Raw genomic sequence first — 20,557 nt, 5'->3', positions numbered from 1 at the left:
CTTCTACTCCTTGATCAAAAAGCGCAGTCATGCCTGCGGCATGACACGCCGCGCAAGGCGGCAAGCGCGTCGGACTCGGATAAACCGGTCCAGCGGTTTGAACGCAAAAAAACGTTCGGGCAAGCGTGGGTATGGGCCACGGCATCCGGGCGGATGTCTGAAATGGCGGATACTCGCGCCCTGAGGTAAGTGCGCGCGATGCGCGCTGTGGTCGCGGCGGCGGTGCTGTGGGCACCTTGCCGGATGAAGCGGGGTTGCTGCGTGTGCGGCAACGCCTGGCGCCACGGGGACTGCAGCGGCGTGCTGGGCAGTGACGGGGAGCACCCAAAAGGGGTGGCCCCAATAAAAAACCGGATCTCGTTCGCGTCGCTGACGTTCATTCAGTAGCGCCCTTTCGAGGGCGCTACAAGTTGGCACGCAGGATGACCGAAGTCCGGTTTTTGCGGAAAAATCACGGATCCATGTTACTGCAAAGCATGCCGATTAGCCAGCTTTTATGCCGGATTGGCCCGCGATAGTTGCGCTTGAACGACTCTATCGGCGCGGGATGCGGCGCTGGTATTCGGCTTCCCAGGCGGCATTGGCCGACCAGAAGGGACCCGGGTCGCGTCCGGCCAGGCGTGCCGCCAGGACATTCAGGTGCGTGTGCCACCCGCCCGCCACGTCGACCATGTCTTCCCGGGTGGCCAGCTTGCGGTGCGTAAGGACGAGCCGGGCGCCGTCGTCTTCGGGGGACACCTCGAACGTCACTTCGGACGGGGCGCCGGCCGAGCCGCCCCAGGTGTAGCTGAGCACATGCGGCGGTTCGCAGCGGGTGATCAGGCCCTGCGTGGTCAGGCCTTCCTCGTAGGGCTTGTAGGCCTCGGGCGTCGGTTCGCGCACGGAGGACAGGTCGGCATGCAGGAACCGCAGGGTGACGCCGCCACCCTCCATCAGGTCCATGTCGCCAAATGCCAGCCATTGGCCGCGCTTGTCGGATTCCGTCAGCCAGGCCCACACCTCCTGCACGCTGGCGGGCAGCCTGCGCGTGAATTGCAGGGTGGAGGGGTCCAGTACGACGCCGTAGTCGCTCATATCAGTCTCCTGTGAAGTCCGGAGCCGGACGTGGGTTCATCTTCCGTGCGAAAAGGTCAGGGGCGACACCAGCGGCTCGTGCTCCGGCGCTTCGTCCATGGCGCCGGGGTGCTGGGGCAGCGCGTCCGTGATGTCGTACCAGGGCGCCTTGCTGGCGACGTGGTAATGCGCCTCGGGCTTGACGCCCGGATCGTCGTCCAGCGCGCCGAGCGGCAGGCCGTAGACGTCTGGCGTCTGGTCAAAGCGGCTGAGCAGTGGCGTGCCGCAAGCCTCGCAGAATCCCCGGTAATTGCCGGGCGACGAGGCATACCAGGTCACATGGTCTTCGCCCTGCGTCCAGACGAAATCCTTCGACTGGACCGTGGCTCGGCTGCGGAAGGCCGCGCCGTGCGTCTTGCGGCACATCTCGCAATGGCAGTTGAGGGCATCGGTGAGCGGACCGTTGATCTCGTAGGCGACGCGGCCGCACAGGCAGGAACCTTTGATCATGATGAGCGCCAGGCAATTGGGGAATAAGCCCAATATACCCGCGGCGCTGGCCGGCGACTTCGGCTTTTGTGACAGATGTCTTTCAGATCGTTGCTGGGGCGGGCCTTTCCCGCGGCGGGCGATCCCGCGGCGGGCGACCCCGCAGCGGGCGACCCCGCCCTTTCCTTCAGGCCGCCCGTTGCAGCGCCTGGAACGCGGGCAGCGCCAGCAAACCCGCCACGCGCGCGGCATGTATGTCGTCGTCCGAGACCGCCGGGCGCGGCATCAGGAAGTTGACGGTGCCCAGGCAGACGCCGTCGTACGCCACCGGCACGTTGATGACCGATTGCAGTCCCAGGCTGCGGATGGCGTCGTGGTCGTTGAAGAATTCGCGGATCGCCGCCTCTCCTTCGCCCACGAACACCCGCTGTTCCAGCAGGACGTGCCGGCCCCATGCCGTGCCGGTTTTGTCCTTGCTGCCGCCCGGCGGGTAGGCCTGCGGGTTCGAGCTGTACAGGCGCACCACGCGCATGGCGTCGGCATCGTAGCGATTGACGGTGCACAGGGCATGCGCCAGGTGCAGGCGCGCGTAGTCGTCAATCGCCTGGAAGGCAGCGGCCGGCTGGCCGTCCGCGTAGGCGCGGGCGATGGCCTGCACGCCGGCCAGCGCCGCGCTGGGAGATGCGTCCGTCATTCCGCCGTGATTCCCAGTTCTTTGATCAGCTTGCCGTACTTGTCGGCATCGCGCGCCAGGATCTGGCCGAACTGCTCCGGCGTGGTTTCGGTCAGCAGCACGCCCATATCGCCCATTTTCTTGATGACGTCGGGCCGCTTCAGAATCACGTTGATCTCGCGGTTCAGCCTGGCAGCCAGTTCAGGCGGCATGCCGGCCGGGCCAAACGCGCCGTACCAGACCGCCAGCTCATAGCCGGGCAGCGTTTCGGCCACGGTGGGCACGTCGGGCAGCAGCGGCGAGCGTTGTTCCTCGGTGACGGCGAGCAGCTTGAGCTTGCCCGACTGCACGTGCGGCAGCGTCTGCGTGCCCGCGCTGAACAACACCTGCGTGCGGCCCGCCACCGTATCCAGCACGGCGGGCGCGCCGCCACGATAGGGGATGTGCATCATCTTCACGCCGGCGGCTTTTTCGAAAAGCACCGCGCTCAGATGGTTGGTCGAGCCCTGGCCCGCCGAGGCATAGGCCACGGTGTCGGGATTGGCCTTCGCGTACGCGATGAATTCCTTCAGGTTCGATGCCGGCACCGAGGGATTCACGACCATCGTGTTGGTCACGAGGGCCAGCTCGGCGATGGGCGTGAAGTCCTTCACGCCGTCGAACGGCATGTTGGAATAGAGCGCCTGGTTCATCGTGTGCGTGCTCATCGAGCCCACCAGCAGCGTGTAGCCGTCCGGCTTGGCACGCGCAACGAAGGCAGTGCCGATGTTGCCCGATGCGCCCGACCGGTTCTCGACGATGACGGGCTGGCCCAGCGATTGCGTCAGCCCTTCGGACAGCACGCGGGCCAGGATGTCCGTGGAGCCGCCAGCGGCCCACGGCACGACCAGCGTGATGGGCTTCTCGGGCCAGGCGGCGTGCGAGAGCGCGGGCGCGGCTATCGCCAATCCCAGCGCGAACGTGCGCAGCAGTCGTTTGAAGTGCAGTGTCATGGTGCTTACCCCTTGCGTAGTGTGTCCGGCTTCTGAGAGCCGGTCGTATGAAAATCGATTAGCGGCCGACGGCGTATCCCTGCATGCCGCGCGGATTTGCGGCGGCGCGCAGCAGCAAGCGTCCGCCCTCGGCCGGCTCGCGTGTGCAGGCGCTGATGCGGCCTTCGGACCAGTCCGGCCCGACCTTGACGTCGTGGCCGGCGGCGCGCAGCGCGTCCAGCGTGGCGGCGGGCATGCGCGATTCGACCGTCAGGCGGTTCAGCGTCTGCGAACGCGGCCAGAACGAGCCCGGAAAGTGATCGATGTGCCAGGACGGCGCGTCAATGGCCGCCTGCAAATTCATGCCCATGGCGTGACGCAAAAAGAAGGCGACGGTCCACTGGTCCTGCTGGTCGCCGCCGGGCGTGCCGAACGCCATGTACGGCAGCCCGTCGCGCAGCGCCAAGCCGGGCGACAGGGTGGTGCACGGTCGCTTGCCCGGCTGCAACTGACCCGGCACGCCGTCGTCCAGCCACGTCATCTGCAGGCGGGTCGTCAGCGAAAAGCCCAGCTCGGGCACCACGGGGCTGGACGACAGCCAGCCGCCCGACGGCGTGGCGGCGACCATGTTGCCGTCGCGGTCGATGACGTCGATCTGGCAGGTGTCGCCCACGAAGAGTTCGCGCGTCGCCCATTCCGTCACGGGCGGCAACGCGGCAAAGGTGGGTTCGCCCACGCCGTAGCGCGTGTCCGACGCGGCCAGCGTGCGGATCGCGGCCTCCAGATCGGGCAGGCGCGGCGCCTTTCCGCCGGGGCTGCCGGGCTGCAGTGTGGTTGCGGCGCGTTCGCCGATGCCGGCGGCGCGCGCTCGCGCATAGTCGTCGCTGAGCAGGGCCGCAAGCGGCACCTGCGTGTGATCCGGATCGCCATACCAGGCGGTGCGGTCGGCGAACGCCAGCTTGGCGGCCTCGGCGACGCGGTGCACGAACTGCGGCGACAGCGGATCCAGTTTGTCCACGTCCAGGTGGCGCAGCAGCGCGAGCTGTTGCAGATGTACCGGCCCCTGCGACCACACGCCGCATTTGGCTACCGTGTAGCGGCCATATTGCGTGGTCAGCGGTTCGTCGTACGTGGCGCGCCAGTCAGCCAGATCCGATTTGCGCAGCAATCCGGGGTTGCGCTGGCCGGTGGTGTCGAGCACGGCCTCGTTCGTATAGAAGCTGTCGATGGCGTCGGCCACGAAACCGCGATACCAGACGTCCAGCGCCGCGTCGATGCGGCCGCGCCGGTCGGTGCTGGCGGCGTGCGCTTCGTCCAGGATCCGGGTGTAGGTGGCCGCGATGGCGGGCGTGCGGAACAGCGCGTCGGGGGCGGGCACGCGGCCGCCCGGCAGCCAGACATTGCCCGAGCTCTTCCATTCGTCGCGAAACAGCGCCTGCACCGCCAGAATCGCTTGCGAGATCCGCGGCACCAGCGGGAACCCGTCGCGCGCATAGCCGATGGCCGGTTGCAGCACGTCGGCCAGTTCCCACGTGCCGTAGTCGCGCAGCAGGGTCAGCCAGGCGCCGAACGCGCCGGGCACCGTCGCGGGCAGCAGGCCGATCCCCGGCACCAGGTCCAGCCCCATTGCGCGGAAATACGCCGGCGTCGCCAGCGCGGGCGCCGTGCCCTGTCCGCACAGTGCGCGCATGCGTTGTTCGCGCTCGCTCCAGATCAGGATGGGGACTTCGCCGCCCGGCCCGTTCAGGTGCGGTTCGACGATTTGCAGAACGAAGCCGCCGGCCACGGCGGCGTCGTAGGCATTGCCGCCGCGTTCCAGCACGCTCATCGCCACTTGCGACGCCAGCCAGTGCGTGGACGACACCACACCGAATGTGCCGCGTATTTCAGGTCGGGTGGTGAAGGACGGATTCATCGGGCGGGTCCGCAAGGCAGGAAAGGATGCGAGCAGTATAGGATCCTGAAATAACTGGTTTTATCTTTGTAGGCATAATTGCATAACCAAATGGTTATTGAGAAAGCCGCCATGAGCCGGGATGCCGTTCGTCTTGCCAATCGTCTCAAGCATCGTCATCTGACGCTGCTGGTCAATATCGACCGCCATAAATCGTTGACGCGCGTCGCCGCACAGACCGGCATCAGCCAGCCTGCAGTGACCAAGGCGCTGGCCGAAATGGAGGACATTTTTGGCGCACCGCTGTTCCTGCGCACCGGCAGCGGCCTGCAGCCCACCGCGCTGGGCAATCTGGCCCTGGTGCGCGCGCGGCATATGCTCAGTGACCTGGACCTGTGGGAGCGCGAAGTCGAGGCACTGCATGCCGGGCAGTCGGCGCATCTGCATGTGGGCGTGGTGCCGTACGTGTCCAGCGCCTTGCTGACCGCCGCCATCAGCCGCCTGCATCAGCGCCATGGCGTGACACTGAGCCTGCACCGCGCCACGACTGACCACCTGGTGCCGATGCTGCGCCAGCACGAACTGGACTGCATCATCAGCCGCGCCACGTCCACGGTGATGCACGAAGACCTGATGCATCGCGTGTTGTACCGCCAGCGGCCGCGTCTGATTGCGCACGGACGGCTGGCCCAGCGGCTGGCGCGGCGCAAGCCGGACTGGGCTGCCGTGGTGGCCCTGGACTGGGTGCTGCCGGCGGCCAACACGCCGACGCGGCAGTTGATCGTCGAGCATTTCATCCGTGCCGGGCTGCAACCGCCGTCGCCGGTGCTGGAGGCCTACTCCACGGACGTTATCGAGGGAATCCTGTCGCTGAACGAGTCGTCGATTTCCGTCGTGCCCGAGGACATCGCGCGCGAACTGTGCCAGCGCGGCAGGCTGGGCATGGTGCCATGGGATTTCGGCTGGGAGCTGCCGCCGATCAACCTGATCCGGCGCAAGCGGGAACAGGCGTTGACGGCCGAATCGCAGTTTTCGGATATTCTGCTGGACCTGTGCGCCAATGCGGCCGCGCCTTCGCAAAACCCATGACTCCCATCGTGACCGCCGTGGCGCTCAGCGCCTCGCATACCTTCACCAAACCCGTGACGCCGTCCATCCGGCTGCTGGCCGGGCTGGGCGTGGAGGGCGACGCGCACCTAGGCGTCACCGTCAAGCACCGGTCCCGCGTCAGGGCCGATCCGACGCAGCCGAATCTGCGCCAGGTGCACCTGATTCACGGCGAACTGCACGATGAACTGCAGGCCTCCGGCTTCAACGTGGCCGAGGGCACGATGGGCGAAAACATCACCACCCGGGGCATCGACCTGCTGGGCCTGCCGCGCGGCGCGCGGCTGCGGATAGGCGCCGACGCCATCGTGGAAATCACCGGCCTGCGCAATCCGTGCTCGCAACTGGATAAGTATCAGAAAGGCCTGACCGCCGCAGTGCTTGGCCGCCGTCCCGACGGCAGCCTGATGCGGCGGGCCGGCGTCATGGGCATCGTGGTCGCCGGCGGCACGGTGTGTGCCGGTGACACGATCCGGGTCGAACTGCCCCCGCCGCCGTATTTGCCCCTGGAACGCGTCTAGCGCCCGCGCCGGTCTGGCAAGACGTGCGCATGTCCTAGGCGCAAAAACGTCGCTTCCCGCGACAGACGCAGGAGCCGGCATCTGGTTAAATGGCCGAAAGGTCTCACGGCCTAGGGCAAGCCGCTGCCTTTTCCGGCTTGCCATTTCAATTTACGGAGCGCCCGATGGCACGATTCAATTTCACCCAGGACCTCGAAGAACCCGATCTGTGGGCGGCGGAAAACGTCCCCGCCGGAGAGGGCCGGCCTCCCATCCACGTCATGATCCAGACCGACGGCGAAGAGCCCCTTGCCGGCGCCTCCAAGGTGGTCAAGGGCATCCTCGACACCCTGGACGACCAGATTCTCGCCGCGGCCGAGTTCCTCCTCGACAACTATTCGTACGAGCACTACAAAAAGCTCGGCATCGAAGACGACCAGCTCCTGGCCGAAGAAACCGCCGAAGCCATGGCGGAAAAGGCCGTGCTGCGCGCCCTGTGGCTGTTCGACGAAGACGGCGACGGCTACGAACTGTGGTTCACGCTGCCCTGGGATCCGGTGCACACGTACGACGTGGAATTCGAAGACGGCGCGCCCGTGTCCTGCTCGGTGAACGACTGATACCGCTGCCGGGACACCGGGGGCAGGCTCAGCGCGCCAGTTCGTATTTGGTCGCCAGCGTCTGCCCCAGCGATTCGTCGTACTTGTAGCGCACCTTCAATGGCTTGCCGCGCAGGATGTTGCGCGCGGCCACATTCTCCAGCACCACGTCGACGTCCTTGTTCACGAACTCGGCGCAGTCGGTGTCTGCCCGTTCGCCGTCCGGTATGTCGGCGGCCTTCACCTTCAGCTTGAACAGCACCTGCGTCAGTTCCGTGCCGTCGGTGCGGAATTGGCGGAAGGTGGTGGGAAACGTGGCAACGGTGCCAGCAAGGTCGCACGAAATGCGGGTCCAGCCATGCGCGGCGGGTACCGCCGCAAAAAGGCCAGCGGCAAGCGCGGCGGCTGCGGCCGCCCGGGGAGACAGAAGATTCATGGTGTGCGGGCCAGACGCGGCGCCCATGCGCGCCGCGCCGGTACGTGGTCGAAATGGGCCTTTATGTTGCGCCCGGCCGCCCGCGCCGGTCAAGCCGGCGCCACCCATGAGAAACGGGCCATTGCGGCCCGTATTACTTATGCATTCTGGCTGGCGGTCCGGCTGGGCTGCGCCTCGACCGGGGCCTGGGCGGACGCGGTGTCTTCGTTGCCCTCAGCGTTGCCTTCTTCGCTGCCTTCTTCGCTGCCTTCTTCCTTGCCTTCCAGCTTGGCGATCACGGCTGTGGCCAGGCTGTTGCCCACCACGTTCGTGGCGGTGCGGCCCATGTCGAAGAACTGGTCGATGCCCATGATGAGCAGGAGGCCCGCTTCCGGCAGATGGAACATCGGCAGCGTCGCGGCCACCACGACCAGCGAGGCGCGCGCCACGCCGGCCATGCCCTTGCTGGTCACCATCAGCACCAGCAACAGCGTCAACTGCTGCGTGAAGCTCATCTCGATGTTGTAGGCCTGCGCGATGAACAGCACCGCGAAGGACTGATACATCATCGAGCCGTCCAGGTTGAACGAATAACCCAGCGGCAGCACGAAGCCCGAGATGCGCTTGGACACGCCAAAACGGGCCAGCGCCTCGATCGTCTTGGGATAGGCCGATTCGCTGCTCGCGGTCGAAAACGCCAGCAGGGTCGGTTCCTTGATGAGGCCGCCCAGGCGGAACGTGGACTTGCCCAGGAACAGGTAGCCGACGCCAAACAGGATGGCCCACAGCAGCGCCAGACCCAGGTAGAACTCGCCGATCAGCTTGCCGTAGCTGACCAGCACGCCCAGGCCTTCGGTGGTGATGGCGGCGGCCATGGCGGCGAATACGCCCAGCGGCGCAAAGCGCATCACATAGTCGGTCACGCGGAACATGATCTTGGCCAGCTCGTCGATCATGTTGTAGATCGTGTTGTGACCCTTGCCGCGGATGAACGACAGCGCCGCGCCGAAGAACAGCGAGAACACCAGGATCTGCAGGATCTCGTTGTTGGCCATCGCTTCGGCGATGCTCTTGGGGAACACGTGCGCGATGAACGCCTTCAGCGTGAAATCGCCCGTCTTCAGGCCCGAAGTCACGCCCACGTCCGGGATCGCCAGGTTCATGTGCGCGCCGGGCTGGAAGATGTTGACCAGCGCCAGGCCCAGCAGCAGCGAGATCGCCGAGGCGGCGATGAACCAGATCATGGCGCGCATGCCGATGCGGCCCACCGCGCTGGCGTCGCTCATGCTGGCCAGGCCGGTCACCAGCGTGGCGAACACGAGCGGCGCGATGATCATCTTGATCATGCGCAGGAAGATGTCCGTGACCAGGCTGAAATACGAGGCGATGTGCTTTGCCTCTTCCGGGGTCTGCGCGAACTTGTTGCAGACATAGCCCACCACGATGCCCAGCACCATGGCGATGCCGATATAACGCGTCAGCTTCTTAGTGTTCATGTTCAAAACGGAATACGGGGAGCCGCCGCTTGGCCAGGGGCCGGATCCGCCGGCATGAGGCGGGGGGCGGGCGGTCCGGTGACGGACATGCCAAGGGCCCGGGTGTTGCTGGGGTTAACCCTTGGGGCGCGATGTTAACGCCGTGAACCTGACAGCGAGTTGTCAGTTCGGGGACGGATCGGCCGTGCCAGAATGCCCCTTCCGGCGTCATCACGAAGGCCGGGCGCCACCTGGGAACCAGCCCCGCGCGGGGCGACAAAGGAGACAAAGCAATGCCGAATCGCGAATTGTCCGTACTGGCTTCCGGTTACACCTATCTGGAAGGGCTGCGCTGGCATGAAAACCGCCTGTGGGCCTCGGACTTCTATACCGGACAGGTCATCACCGTGTCGCTTCAGGGGGCGGTAGACCGCATCTGTCTGGTCCCGCAGCAACCGTCCGGGCTGGGCTGGCTGCCCGACGGGCGCCTGCTGATCTCGTCCATGAAAGACCGCAAGCTGCTGCGCCGCGAGACGGACGGCACCCTGTCGGTGCACGCCGACCTGTCCGCGCTGACCGGCGGCCATATCAACGACATGGTGGTGGACGCGCAGGGCCGCGCCTACGTGGGCAATTTCGGATTCGACATCATGGCGGGCGAATCGGTCCGCACGACGACGCTAGTGCGCGTGGATCCGGACGGCGTGGCGCAGGTGGTGGCGGACGGCCTGTGCTTTCCCAACGGCTCGTTCATCACGCCCGACGGCAAGACCTTGATCGTCAACGAGACGTTCGCCAACCGGATTTCCGAATTCGACATCGAGCCCAACGGCGTCCTGGGTCCGCGCCGCGACTGGGCCAACTTCGGCGAGCTGCCCGACACTGACGACCTGACCGCCTTGATCGCGGCGTCCAAGATCGCCCCGGACGGCGGCGCGCTGGACGAGGAGGGCGCGCTCTGGGTGGGCGACGCCATCGGCAAGCGCATCGTGCGCGTCGAGCGTGGCGGGCGGATTCTTGAGCAGATCGATACCGGCGAGTTCGGCATCTTTGCGGCCGCACTCGGCGGCCCGGACGGCAAGACGCTCTTCATGGCGGCGGCGCCGGACTTCGTGGAAGCCAACCGGCGCGCAAAGCCGCAGGCCCGCATTCTGATGACCCAGGTGGACGTGCCGCACGCGGGCAGGCCCTAGGCCACAAGCGGGGTAAAAAAAGCGGGAGGGCGCGGCGGCAGTGGTCCACATGGACGGGTCCGCAGGGCGGATATCAGCCGGCCTACGGCGTCCGGTTTCACCTGAATGGTTAGGATACCGGCCGTTGCAAGACCTTTCTTCGATTCCCCCGTAAAATCACGCCATTCAGCAAGGCTTCAACCATCTCTCAATAGACAGTACCTAAGGAGGACCACTCATGGCCCTAGTCTCCATGCGCCAGTTGCTCGACCACGCCGCCGAGCACGGCTACGGCATTCCGGCTTTCAACGTCAACAACCTGGAACAGGTCCAGGCCATCATGGAAGCCGCGGCGGAGACCGACAGCCCGGTGATCATGCAGGCCTCGGCCGGCGCGCGCAAATACGCGGGCGAAGGCTTCCTGAAGTACCTGATCCAAGCCGCCGTTGAATCCTACCCGCACATCCCCGTGGTCATGCACCAGGATCACGGCCAATCGCCCAAGATCTGCCAAGGCGCCATCGACCTGGGCTTCTCCAGCGTCATGATGGACGGCTCGCTGAAAGAAGACGGCAAGACCATTGCCGACTACGACTACAACGTTGAAGTCACCAAGAAGGTCGTGGACATCGCGCACAAGCTGGGCGTGACCGTCGAAGGCGAACTCGGCTGCCTGGGTTCCCTGGAAACGATGGAAGGCGACAAGGAAGACGGCCACGGCGCCGACGGCAAGCTGACCATGGATCAGCTCCTGACCGATCCGGAACAAGCCGCCGACTTTGTGCGCCGCACGCAACTGGACGCCCTGGCCATTGCCATCGGCACCAGCCACGGCGCCTACAAGTTCACGCGCAAGCCCACCGGCGACATCCTGTCGATCTCCCGCATCAAGGAAATCCACGCCCGCCTGCCCAACACCCACCTGGTGATGCACGGCAGCTCCAGCGTGCCGCAGGAACTGCTGGCCGAGATCCGTGAATTCGGCGGCAACATGAAGGAAACCTACGGCGTGCCCGTCGAGGAAATCCAGGAAGCCATCAAGTACGGCGTGCGCAAGATCAATATCGACACCGATATCCGTCTGGCCATGACCGGCGCGATCCGCCGCTTCTTCGCCGAGAACCCCGAGAAGTTCGACCCGCGCGAATACCTCAAGCCCGCCCGCGCCGCCGCCAAGGCGATCTGTGTCGCTCGCTACACGGAATTCGGCACCGCCGGCAACGCCAGCAAGATCAAGGCGCTGCCGCTGACCGAGATCGCCGCGCAGTACGCCTCGGGCAAGCTGTCGCAAGTGGTGCAATAAGGTCCCGGCCCATGCCGCCTTCACACGAAGGCGGCGCAGGCAAAAAAAGAGCTGGTCCTCGCGGGCCAGCTCTTTTTGTTTTTGCGGCCATGACGGACGCGCGCGTTACGCCGGGGAGTTTTTCCCGAAGCTGGGCACCGTCCGGTCCACGTGATGCCAAGACGGTGCCGAGTCCGTCCACAGGCTCACCTTGGAATGAAACGCTTCGGGGTCATCGAGCGACCCCGCGCGCACGACTTCATAGCCCATGCCTTCCGAACCGCCGAACAGCGGCGTGCCACAGGACGCACAGAAGCTGCGCATGACGGTGTGGCCGGAGTCGCCCTGGTAGCGGTGTTCCTTGGGCTGGCCGCGCAGCAGCGTGACGGTGCCTGCCGGAAAGATCAGGGCATGGGCCGGTGCGCCGCCGCTGGAATACTGGCAGTCGCGGCAATGACAGGTGGCGGCAGTGATGGGCTCGTCGGTGAGGGCGTAGCGGATGGCGCCGCACTGGCAGCCGCCTGTCATGTGGACCTGCGCGTCGGCGTGGGGCATGCGTTTGGGGGAAGCATCCTGCATACGGCTTTGTCTCCGGGCGGTGTTGCGCCGTAACGCTGGGGGCGGCCGGCGCGAATCATGGATGGGAAAGAAAGCCTACCCCGCGCCTCGGCCTGCGGCAAGGCGAACTTATTTGCAGTAATCTATGCGCTTTGCAGGAGCCGCCGTCCGGCGCCGCTTCCGCCCAGTATCCGATTTCGTTTCCCTTCCCGCCCTGGCGCCTGCCCGCGGCGGGAATGTTCATTTTTGCCATAGGCCATTCCCGTGACTTCTGCTTTGCATGAATCCAGCATCAAGTCCCTGCCGCTGCTGGGACGCGGCAAGGTGCGCGATATGTACGCCGTCGGCGACGACAAGTTGCTGATCGTCGCGTCGGATCGCATTTCCGCATTCGACGTGATCCTTGACGACCCCATTCCCGGCAAGGGACAGGTGCTGACCGAACTGACCGAATTCTGGTTGCAGAAGCTCGCGCACATCCTGCCCAACCACTCGACCGGCGTGAAGCCCGAAGACGTGGTGGCGCCCGACGAAGTGGACCAGGTGCGCGGCCGCGCCGTGGTGGTCAAGCGTCTGAAACCCATCCTGGTGGAAGCGGTGGCCCGCGGCTACCTGATCGGTTCGGGCTGGAAGGACTATCAGGCCACCGGCGCCGTGTGCGGCATCAAGCTGCCGGCCGGCCTGCAACAGGCCAGCAAGCTGCCCGAGCCCATCTTCACGCCCGCCGCCAAGGCCGAGTTCGGCATGCACGACGAAAACGTGGACTTCGCGCACGTGGTCAAGGAAGTCGGCCAGGAAATGGCCGAGCGCATCCGCGACGTGACGCTCAAGCTTTACGCCGAAGCCGCTGCCTTTGCCGCGACCAAGGGCATCATCATCGCCGACACGAAGTTCGAATTCGGTCTGGACGACAACGGCACGCTGCACCTGATGGACGAAGTGTTGACGCCCGATTCGTCGCGCTTCTGGCCGGCGGACGGCTACCGCGTCGGCATCAGCCCCCCGTCGTTCGACAAGCAGTTCGTGCGCGACTGGCTCGAAACGCAAACGTGGGACAAGACCCCGCCCGCGCCGCGCCTGCCGCAGGAAGTGCTGGAAAAGACGGCCGCGAAGTATCGCGAAGCCCTGGACCGTCTGATCGCCTGATCGGACCAGCATTGAAAAGCCCGCTCTCGCCGAGCGGGCTTTTTTTTGCTCCGGGCAAACCCGCACTCTCAGTACTAAATTATTTCGGATTGTTACGCTATACTAGTCCGCTGCTTGGTTCGGGATTTCCGAGAAAAGGAGCGCCGCATGGTGATGATGCTGCCCTTTGTGACTGGGACGCTGGCAGTATGGTTTGGTCTCGTGGGCCGGCGCCGTCCGTGCGTGACGTTCTGGCTGCTGACGCTGGCCATCTTTGCCGCCTGGTGCAAATACCACATGACCAGCCCTCTGGCGTTGTCTCTGTAAAGCGGCGGCGATGATCTTTTCCAGCAACCCGGCGCGCGGCTCGCGCATTCTCAATGCCCTGGCGCTGCTCGGGGTCACCGGCATCCTTTGCATGGCCTTCGCCTGGCAATTCGCGTACGACGAACTGCCGTGCCCGCTATGCCTGCTGCAGCGCGTGGCGCTGATCCTTGCCGGCGTGGGTTTCCTCTTGAACCTGCGATTGGGCCCGTCGCCGATGCACTATGCGATGAGCATTGCCGGCGCGCTGGGCGGCATGCTGGCGGCGGGACGCCAGGTGCTGCTGCACATTGCGCCGGGCGACGCAGGCTACGGCACGCCCTTTCTGGGCGTGCACTTCTATACCTGGGCCTTCGTTGCCTTCATCGCAATCATCGTGTTCTGCGTCGTCATGCTGTGCGTGGACCGCAAGTGGGGCGACAGCATGCTCAAGAAGCCCGTCTCGGCGCTGGGTATGGTGGTCATGGCCCTGTTTTTCATCGTCGCCCTGGCCAACGCGGGCAGCACCACGCTCCAGTGCGGTTTCGGACCGTGCCCCGACGATCCGGTCAGCTACCTTTGGCTGAAAAGCGCCGCGTCGCCATAGCGGTCTCCGGCGCCGGGTAAAATACCGGGTTTCGCGGGCTGGTCCCGCGGTCCCCCGACATTTCGCGGCGCGTGCGCCGTGTCTCAACTACTAGACACCGGTTATGACAGACCAGACTTCCGCAGCGGCGCAAGCCTCCCCCGTGGTGGGCGTGATTATGGGATCTTCCAGCGATTGGGAGGTCATGAAGCACGCGGTGACGATGCTGGAGGATTTCGGCGTCGCCTACGAGGCGCGCGTCATCTCCGCGCACCGCATGCCGCAGGACATGGCCGAGTACGGCGCCGCTGCTCACCAGCGCGGCCTGCGCGGCATCATCGCCGGCGCCGGCGGCGCGGCGCACCTGCCGGGCATGATGGCCGCCCTGACCGAAGTGCCGGTGTTCGGCGTGCCGGTCCCCTCCAAATACCTGCGTGGCGAAGACTCGCTGCTGTCCATCGTGCAGATGCCCAAGGGCGTGCCGGTGGCCACCTTCGCCATCGGCGAAGCCGGCGCCGCCAACGCCGCGCTGCACGTGATCGCCACGCTGGCGGGCACCGATGCCGGCCTGCACGCAAAACTGGTGGCGTTCCGCGCCCGCCAGACGCAGGCCGCGCGCGACATGAAGGTTCCGCCCGAGGCTTGATGCGAATGACTCAATCGACTCCTTTCCTGATTGCGCCCGGCGGCTGGCTGGGCATGCTGGGCGGCGGCCAACTGGGCCGCATGTTCTGTCACGCGGCGCAAAGCCTGGGCTACAAGGTCGCGGTGCTGGACCCGGCCGCCGAATGTCCGGCCGGCATGGTGGCCGACCTGCACATCCAGGCCGCCTATGACGACGAGGCCGGCCTTGCCCGCCTGGCGCAGACGTGCCAGGCCGTCACCACCGAATTCGAAAACGTTCCCGCCGACAGTCTGCGCGCGCTGGCGACCCAGTGCCGCGTCAGCCCGGCGGGCGACGCCGTGGCCATCGTGCAGGACCGCATCGCTGAAAAGACCTTCATCGCCGCGCAAGGCATCCCGGTCGCGCCGCACGCCGCCATCCGCAGCGAAGCCGATCTGCATGCGGCATCGGATGCGCTGTTTCCCGGCATTCTGAAAGTCGCGCGCCTGGGTTACGACGGCAAGGGCCAGGCCCGCATCAATACCCGCCAGGAAGCGATTGCCGCATTCGCCGAATTTGGCGGCGTGGCCTGCGTGCTGGAAGCGCTGATGCCGTTGGACTACGAAATCTCGGTCGTGCTCGCGCGCGGCTTTGATGGCGCCAGCGTGGTGTTTCCCGTGGCGCGCAACGTGCATGTCGACGGCATCCTGGCCGTGTCCACCGCCGCGCCCGTGCAGCAGGACGCCGCCCACGCCGAACGCCAGGCCCGCGCCACCGAAGCCGCGCAGGCCATCGCGCAGGGGCTGGGCTACCACGGCGTGCTGTGCGTGGAGTTCTTCGTGCTCCAGGACGGCAGCCTGATCGTCAACGAGATCGCGCCGCGTCCGCACAACAGCGGCCACTACACGATCGACGCCTGCGTCACCAGCCAGTTCGAGCAGCAGGCGCGCGCCATGGCCGGCCTGCCGCTGGGCGGCACCGACCTGCTGGCGCCCGCCGTCATGCTGAATATCCTGGGCGACATCTGGTACGCCAACGATACCGGCGACGCGCAGCGCGAACCCGATTGGGCGGCCGCGCTGGCCGTGCCGTCGGCCAAGCTGCACCTGTACGGCAAGCGCGAGGCGCGCCGTGGCCGCAAGATGGGCCACATCACGATCGTGGCGGCCACCTTGCAGCAGGCCCGTGACGACGCCACCCGCGTGGCCGCCGCGCTGGGCATGCAGGCGCCCGAGTAAGCGAAACACGCCGATGTCCTCATCCCCGTCCGCCAGCGCCGCGGAAATCGCCCACGCCGCCCAGCGCATGCTGGACGGCGAGCTGGCCGCCTTTCCGACCGAGACCGTCTACGGCCTGGGCGCGGACGCCGAAAACCCGCAAGCCGTCGCCAAGATCTACGCGGCCAAGGGCCGGCCGTCGAACCATCCCGTCATCGTGCACATCGCGCCGCAGGGTGACGTGGCGTATTGGGCGGCGCACGTGCCGCCCGAGGCGCAACTGCTCATCGACGCGTTCTGGCCCGGTCCGCTGACCTTGATCCTGAAGCGCGCGCCGCACATCGTCGACACGGTGAGCGGCGGGCAGGACAGCATCGGCATCCGTTGCCCATCGCATCCGGTGGCGCAGGCGCTGCTGGCGGCATTTGCGGCCGGCAAGCCGAACGGGCAGGGCGGTGTGGCGGCGCCGTCGGCCAACAAGTTTGGCCAGGTGTCGCCCACCCGCGCCGAACACGTCCGCAACGAGTTTCCCGATGAAGTCGCGGCCGGCATGCCCGTGCTGGAAGGCGGCGCGTCGGAAGTCGGCATCGAATCCACCATTCTCGACCTGTCGCGCCTGGATCGCGGCGCGGGACCCGTGCTGCTGCGGCCCGGCCACATCAGCGCCGCGCAGATCGAAGCCGTGCTGGGCGTGCAGGTCTTTGCGCCCGATGCCGCCGCGCCGCGCGCATCCGGCACGCTGAAGGCGCATTACGCGCCGCGCACGCCGCTGGAACTGGCCAGCGAGGCCCGCATGAACGACGTGCTGGCCGGGCGCAATCTGCCCGAGGGCCGCGTGGTGCTGGTGGCCTACGGCCCGCAGCCCGTCGCAGCCGATCCCCGTGTGCAGTGGCAGCCGGTGTCCGCGGACCCGGCGCGCTACGCGCAGGCGCTGTACGGCCTGCTGCGCGATCTGGATGGTCAGGGTTATGCGCGCATCATCGTGCAGGCGCCGCCCGCCACCGATGACTGGCACGCCGTCAACGACCGCATCGGCCGCGCCGCCGCGGCCTTCACGCTGGACACCACCGGCCTGTAGCCTGCTGGCCGCTCACGCGGCCAGGAATTCCCCGATCCGTTCCACGGCCTGCCGCAAGGGCGGCAAGAACTCGTCCTGCAGACGGCTGAGGGGCACGCGCGCCGCCTTCACGCTGACATTCACGGCCCCGCACGCCTTGCCGCTGGCCGATCGCACGGCCACCGAAATCGCGCGCACGTTCAGTTCCAGTTCCTGGTCGACGACCGCATAGCCCTGCTCGCGGATGCGCGCCAGTTCCGCGCGCAGTTTTGCCTCGGTGGTCAGCGTGAACTCGGTGTAGGGTTGCAGATCGGTCGCCGCGAAATACCGCGCCAGTGCGGGCTCCGGCAGCTCCGCCAGCAGCACGCGCCCGATCGACGTGCAATACGCGGGCAGGCGGCTTCCCAAGCCCATCGACGTGGCCAGCAGGCGGTTCACCTCGGACCGCGCCAGGTACAGCATTTCGTGGCCTTCCATGATGGCGAGCGCGCAGGTCTCGTTCACGGTCGCGCTCAATTCTTCCAGCACCGGCTGCGCCAGCGAGACAAACGGCGTGGACGAAAAATACGCGTAGCCCAGCCCAAGAATGCGCGGCGTCAGCACGTAGAGCCGGCCGTGCTGCTCGGCCATGCCCAGCAGGATCAGCGTGTGCAGGCAGCGCTGCACGACCGCACGTGGCAAACCGGCGCGCCGGCTCAGCTCGGCGGCGGTCTGCGGATGGCGGCGCGTGCCGAACGCGCGGATGATGTGCAGGCCGCGCGCCAGCGTCAGCATGTAGTCCGGGTCGCCGCGCAACTGGTCCGGATGGTCTTCGGCCGTTGGCGGCGCGGCGTAGCCGGGGGCAGGCAGGTTGGGCAGCATCAGCCTGCCCGCAGGGGAGCGCCGGTGCGCGTCTGCAGTTCGGTCAGCGTCATGCCGTCGATCATATCCCGGACCACCAGGCCGTCGGGTGTGACGTCGATGACCGCGAGGTCGGTGTAGATGCTGTCCACCACGCCCGCGCCGGTCAGCGGATAGGTGCAGCGTTCGACGATTTTGGGATCGCCGTTCTTGCTGTTGTGCTCCATCATGATGAACACGCTGCGCGCGCCCACGGCCAGGTCCATCGCGCCGCCGACGGCCGGCGCTTCGCCTGGCTTGTTCAGCGACCAGTTCGCCAGATCGCCGTTGGCCGCGACCTGCATGCCGCCCATGACGCAGATGTCCAGATGGCCGCCGCGCATCATCGCGAACGAGTCCGCGTGATGGAAGTACGAGCCGCCCGTCAGCAGCGTTACGGGCTGCTTGCCGGCATTGATGAGGTCCAGGTTGATGTCGGCCTCGGCCGGGGGCGGGCCCATGCCGAGGATGCCGTTCTCGCTGTGCAGCACGATCTCGCGGCCCTCGGGCAGATGGGCGGCCACCAGCACCGGCATGCCGATGCCCAGGTTCACGTAGCTGCCGTCGGGAATGTCCAAAGCCAGGCGGCGCGCCATGGCTTCGCGGGTCAAGGGATGAAACATGCGGACTCCTGCACGCTGATGGCGTTAACTGGAAAAGGCGGCGTTCGGCACTTCGGTGACGCGCTTGACGAAGATGCCCGGCGTCACCACGGCCTCGGGCGGCAGCTCGCCCAGTTCGGCCTTGGCGCGCACCTGCACGATGGTGGTCCTGGCGGCCATGCACATGATGGGACCGAAGTTGCGCGCGCTCATGTTGTAGGTCAGGTTGCCCCAGCGGTCGCCACGGTCGGCCTTGACCAGCGCAAAGTCGCCATGCAGTGGCTCCTCGAACACGTGACCGCGGCCGTTGATGATGCGGGTCTCCTTGCCGTGCGCAAGCTCGGTGCCGTACGCGGTGGGCGTGAAAAATCCGCCCAGTCCCGCGCCGGCCGCGCGCAGGCGTTCGGCGATGGTGCCTTGTGGCACGCATTCGAGTTCGATGCGGCCTTGCCGGTACAGCTCGTCAAAGACCCACGAGTGCGAGGCCTTTGGAAACGAGCAGATCACCTTGCGCACGCGCCCGGCCTTGACCAGCGCGGCCAGGCCCGTCTCGCGATTGCCGGCGTTGTTGCTGACCACCGTCAGTTCGCGCGCGCCCTGGTCGATCAGGGCATGGATCAGTTCGGTGGGCATGCCGGCGCCGCCGAACCCGCTGATGAGCACGGTGGCGCCGTCGTGCACGTCTGCAACCGCGGCCTCGGGGGTGTCGATGAACTTGTCGATCATTGGAGGGCTCCGATGAGGCGGGCGCCGCGGCGCCCGGCCTCGCTCAGTTCACGGTGATGTTTGCCTGCTTGATGATCTCGGCGTAGCGCGCCGAGTCCTTCTTCATCAATTCGGCAAACTCCGCCGGCGTGCCGCCCACCGGCAGAAAGCCCGCGTCCACGAACTTCTGCCGCACGTCCGGCTCCTTGACGATCTCGCTGATCTCGCGGGCCATGCGTTCGATGATCGGCTTGGGCGTGTTGGCCGGCGCCATCAGGCCGGCCCACGAGCCGGTGACAAAGCCCGGCATGCCGGCTTCTTCCATCGTGGGAATGCCGGGCTCCGTGGGCCAGCGCTCCTTGCCCGTGAACGCCAGCGCCTTCAGGCGGTTCTGCTTCACATACTGCATCGGCACGAGGACGGGATCGAACACCATGCTCACGCGGTTGCCCAGGATGTCGGTCAGGATTGGCGCGCTGCCCTTGTACGCCACGTGCGTCATGGTGATCTTGTTCTGCAGGGCGAAGTCGGCGCCGGTCAGGTGAGCGCTGGAGCCGTTGCCGCTGGACGCGTAGGTGAGCTTGTCCGGGTTCTTGCGGGCATACGCCACCAGTTCCGCCACGGTCTTGACGGGAAGCTCGTTCGCCACGAACAGGAACAGCGGCAGGTCCGCCATCTGCACAACGGGCGTCAGGTCCGCGGGCGTGTAGCCCAGCTTGTACAGGTGAAAGTTGATGATGTAGGCCGGCAGCATCGACAGGAACGTATAGCCGTCGGGCTCGGCCTTGGCGGCCAGCGCCGACCCCAGGCTGCTGTTCGCGCCGGGCCGGTTCTCGACGACGATGGTCTGGTTCAGCCTCGGTCCCAGCTTTTCCATCACGATGCGCGTCACGATGTCGGTGGATCCGCCCGGCGTGTACGGCACGATGATCTTGATGGGCTTGCTGGGCCAGTCGTCCGCCGCGTGCGCGGGGCCGGCGGCCAGGCCGGCAGCCGCCAGCGCGGCAAACAGAACGTTTTTCAGAACGCGGCGGCGGTCAGTGGCCGCCGGGTGATGGGGCTGCGACTTGCATGCATGTGCCATGGACTTTGTCTCCTCCATGAATCGGCCGATTGCCGCTGCGCGTCCGGGTTTTTATGCGACGCGACGGCTTTTTTAAGGGGTTGCGGCTTTGCTGACTATCGGACAAAGACGCAAAAAAAGTATGGCATGGGGGGATCGGCGCGACGGCGCATGACCGCGCCAATAAAGTTCGATCACCGGACACGGGGTCCGCGTTCACTGGTGCGC

The 20,557-nt window shown here is 66.4% G+C and carries 23 protein-coding genes; 11 read left to right on the top strand and 12 right to left on the bottom strand.

Going from position 1 to position 20,557, the window contains the following annotated elements; genetic code table 11:
• Positions 1–534 precede the first annotated feature (534 nt).
• The 5 genes from CLM73_RS21720 to CLM73_RS21700 form a co-directional block, all read right to left on the bottom strand.
• Entirely contained in the window at positions 535–1,074 is a 540-nt protein-coding gene (locus CLM73_RS21720) for an SRPBCC family protein (RefSeq protein ID WP_105240193.1), read from the bottom strand.
• Positions 1,075–1,110: 36 nt separating this feature from the next.
• Positions 1,111–1,563, bottom strand: coding sequence for a GFA family protein (locus CLM73_RS21715; RefSeq protein WP_105240192.1), 453 nt, complete (start codon positions 1,561–1,563; stop codon positions 1,111–1,113).
• A gap of 166 nt (positions 1,564–1,729) precedes the next feature.
• Positions 1,730–2,236 carry a GAF domain-containing protein gene (locus tag CLM73_RS21710; RefSeq protein WP_105240191.1) on the bottom strand — a complete coding sequence of 169 codons (507 nt, stop codon included), beginning with the start codon at positions 2,234–2,236 and terminating at the stop codon, positions 1,730–1,732.
• Entirely contained in the window at positions 2,233–3,207 is a 975-nt protein-coding gene (locus tag CLM73_RS21705) for a Bug family tripartite tricarboxylate transporter substrate binding protein (RefSeq protein ID WP_105240190.1), read from the bottom strand. The genes CLM73_RS21710 and CLM73_RS21705 overlap by 4 nt, the downstream gene beginning before the upstream one ends.
• A gap of 58 nt (positions 3,208–3,265) precedes the next feature.
• Positions 3,266–5,101 carry a gamma-glutamyltransferase family protein gene (locus tag CLM73_RS21700; RefSeq protein ID WP_105240189.1) on the bottom strand — a complete coding sequence of 612 codons (1,836 nt, stop codon included), beginning with the start codon at positions 5,099–5,101 and terminating at the stop codon, positions 3,266–3,268.
• 111 nt (positions 5,102–5,212) lie between these two features.
• On the opposite strand from CLM73_RS21700, the gene CLM73_RS21695 reads away from it, so the two are divergent.
• The 3 genes from CLM73_RS21695 to CLM73_RS21685 all read left to right on the top strand — a co-directional run bounded on the left by CLM73_RS21695 (position 5,213) and on the right by CLM73_RS21685 (position 7,307).
• A complete protein-coding gene (locus tag CLM73_RS21695; protein WP_105240188.1) occupies positions 5,213–6,169 on the top strand; it encodes a LysR family transcriptional regulator in 957 nt (318 codons plus the stop codon).
• Positions 6,166–6,708 carry an MOSC domain-containing protein gene (locus CLM73_RS21690; protein ID WP_105240187.1) on the top strand — a complete coding sequence of 181 codons (543 nt, stop codon included), beginning with the start codon at positions 6,166–6,168 and terminating at the stop codon, positions 6,706–6,708. Before CLM73_RS21695 ends, CLM73_RS21690 begins: the two co-directional genes overlap by 4 nt.
• Before the next feature lie 164 nt (positions 6,709–6,872).
• Positions 6,873–7,307, top strand: a complete 435-nt coding sequence (locus CLM73_RS21685) for a hypothetical protein (RefSeq protein ID WP_056570922.1) — start codon at positions 6,873–6,875, stop codon at positions 7,305–7,307.
• Between the two features lie 28 nt (positions 7,308–7,335).
• On the opposite strand, the gene CLM73_RS21680 is transcribed toward CLM73_RS21685, so the two are convergent.
• Together CLM73_RS21680 and CLM73_RS21675 are read right to left on the bottom strand one after the other, a co-directional pair.
• Positions 7,336–7,722: a hypothetical protein gene (locus CLM73_RS21680; protein WP_105241653.1), complete on the bottom strand. Its 387-nt coding sequence runs from the start codon at positions 7,720–7,722 to the stop codon at positions 7,336–7,338.
• A 137-nt stretch (positions 7,723–7,859) separates the two neighbouring features.
• The gene (locus tag CLM73_RS21675) at positions 7,860–9,197 is read right to left on the bottom strand and encodes a dicarboxylate/amino acid:cation symporter (protein ID WP_234015709.1); all 1,338 of its coding nucleotides are present in this window, start codon (positions 9,195–9,197) and stop codon (positions 7,860–7,862) included.
• Between the two features lie 272 nt (positions 9,198–9,469).
• Between CLM73_RS21675 and CLM73_RS21670 the strand changes: the two genes are divergently transcribed.
• Both CLM73_RS21670 and fba read left to right on the top strand, forming a co-directional pair.
• Positions 9,470–10,369, top strand: a complete 900-nt coding sequence (locus CLM73_RS21670) for an SMP-30/gluconolactonase/LRE family protein (RefSeq protein ID WP_105240186.1) — start codon at positions 9,470–9,472, stop codon at positions 10,367–10,369.
• A 217-nt stretch (positions 10,370–10,586) separates the two neighbouring features.
• A complete protein-coding gene (fba, locus tag CLM73_RS21665; protein WP_056570916.1) occupies positions 10,587–11,651 on the top strand; it encodes a class II fructose-bisphosphate aldolase in 1,065 nt (354 codons plus the stop codon).
• Between the two features lie 105 nt (positions 11,652–11,756).
• Here fba and CLM73_RS21660 read toward each other — a convergent pair whose 3' ends face one another.
• On the bottom strand, positions 11,757–12,209 hold the full coding sequence (locus tag CLM73_RS21660; protein WP_105240185.1) for a GFA family protein: 453 nt from the start codon (positions 12,207–12,209) through the stop codon (positions 11,757–11,759).
• A 243-nt stretch (positions 12,210–12,452) separates the two neighbouring features.
• Between CLM73_RS21660 and CLM73_RS21655 the strand changes: the two genes are divergently transcribed.
• From CLM73_RS21655 to CLM73_RS21635, 6 genes are all read left to right on the top strand, one after another.
• A complete protein-coding gene (locus CLM73_RS21655; RefSeq protein WP_056570912.1) occupies positions 12,453–13,334 on the top strand; it encodes a phosphoribosylaminoimidazolesuccinocarboxamide synthase in 882 nt (293 codons plus the stop codon).
• Between the two features lie 147 nt (positions 13,335–13,481).
• Positions 13,482–13,640, top strand: coding sequence for a DUF5993 family protein (locus tag CLM73_RS29165; protein ID WP_175138208.1), 159 nt, complete (start codon positions 13,482–13,484; stop codon positions 13,638–13,640).
• Between the two features lie 10 nt (positions 13,641–13,650).
• On the top strand, positions 13,651–14,223 hold the full coding sequence (locus CLM73_RS21650; RefSeq protein WP_105240184.1) for a disulfide bond formation protein B: 573 nt from the start codon (positions 13,651–13,653) through the stop codon (positions 14,221–14,223).
• Positions 14,224–14,326: 103 nt separating this feature from the next.
• Positions 14,327–14,848 (top strand): 5-(carboxyamino)imidazole ribonucleotide mutase, encoded by a 522-nt coding sequence (gene purE, locus CLM73_RS21645; RefSeq protein WP_056570908.1) that lies wholly within the window; start codon positions 14,327–14,329, stop codon positions 14,846–14,848.
• Positions 14,849–14,853: 5 nt separating this feature from the next.
• Complete coding sequence (locus CLM73_RS21640) at positions 14,854–16,044, top strand: 5-(carboxyamino)imidazole ribonucleotide synthase (RefSeq protein WP_105240183.1); 1,191 nt, start codon at positions 14,854–14,856, stop codon at positions 16,042–16,044.
• A gap of 13 nt (positions 16,045–16,057) precedes the next feature.
• Positions 16,058–17,101 (top strand): L-threonylcarbamoyladenylate synthase, encoded by a 1,044-nt coding sequence (locus tag CLM73_RS21635; protein ID WP_105240182.1) that lies wholly within the window; start codon positions 16,058–16,060, stop codon positions 17,099–17,101.
• A 12-nt stretch (positions 17,102–17,113) separates the two neighbouring features.
• Here CLM73_RS21635 and CLM73_RS21630 read toward each other — a convergent pair whose 3' ends face one another.
• The 4 genes from CLM73_RS21630 to CLM73_RS21615 are packed head-to-tail and all read right to left on the bottom strand — an operon-like array spanning position 17,114 to position 20,350.
• Positions 17,114–17,941: an IclR family transcriptional regulator domain-containing protein gene (locus CLM73_RS21630; RefSeq protein WP_105240181.1), complete on the bottom strand. Its 828-nt coding sequence runs from the start codon at positions 17,939–17,941 to the stop codon at positions 17,114–17,116.
• Entirely contained in the window at positions 17,941–18,582 is a 642-nt protein-coding gene (locus CLM73_RS21625; RefSeq protein ID WP_105240180.1) for a 3-oxoacid CoA-transferase subunit B, read from the bottom strand. The genes CLM73_RS21630 and CLM73_RS21625 overlap by 1 nt, the downstream gene beginning before the upstream one ends.
• 24 nt (positions 18,583–18,606) lie before the next feature.
• Positions 18,607–19,287, bottom strand: a complete 681-nt coding sequence (locus tag CLM73_RS21620; protein ID WP_105240179.1) for a 3-oxoacid CoA-transferase subunit A — start codon at positions 19,285–19,287, stop codon at positions 18,607–18,609.
• A 43-nt stretch (positions 19,288–19,330) separates the two neighbouring features.
• Positions 19,331–20,350, bottom strand: a complete 1,020-nt coding sequence (locus tag CLM73_RS21615; protein WP_105240178.1) for a Bug family tripartite tricarboxylate transporter substrate binding protein — start codon at positions 20,348–20,350, stop codon at positions 19,331–19,333.
• Positions 20,351–20,557: the final 207 nt, after the last annotated feature.

Source organism: Achromobacter spanius (assembly GCF_002966795.1).
Classification (GTDB): Bacteria; Pseudomonadota; Gammaproteobacteria; order Burkholderiales; family Burkholderiaceae_B; genus Achromobacter; species Achromobacter spanius_D.
Note: the sequence above shows the minus strand (reverse complement) of the source record. Positions and strands in the feature narration are given on the sequence as shown.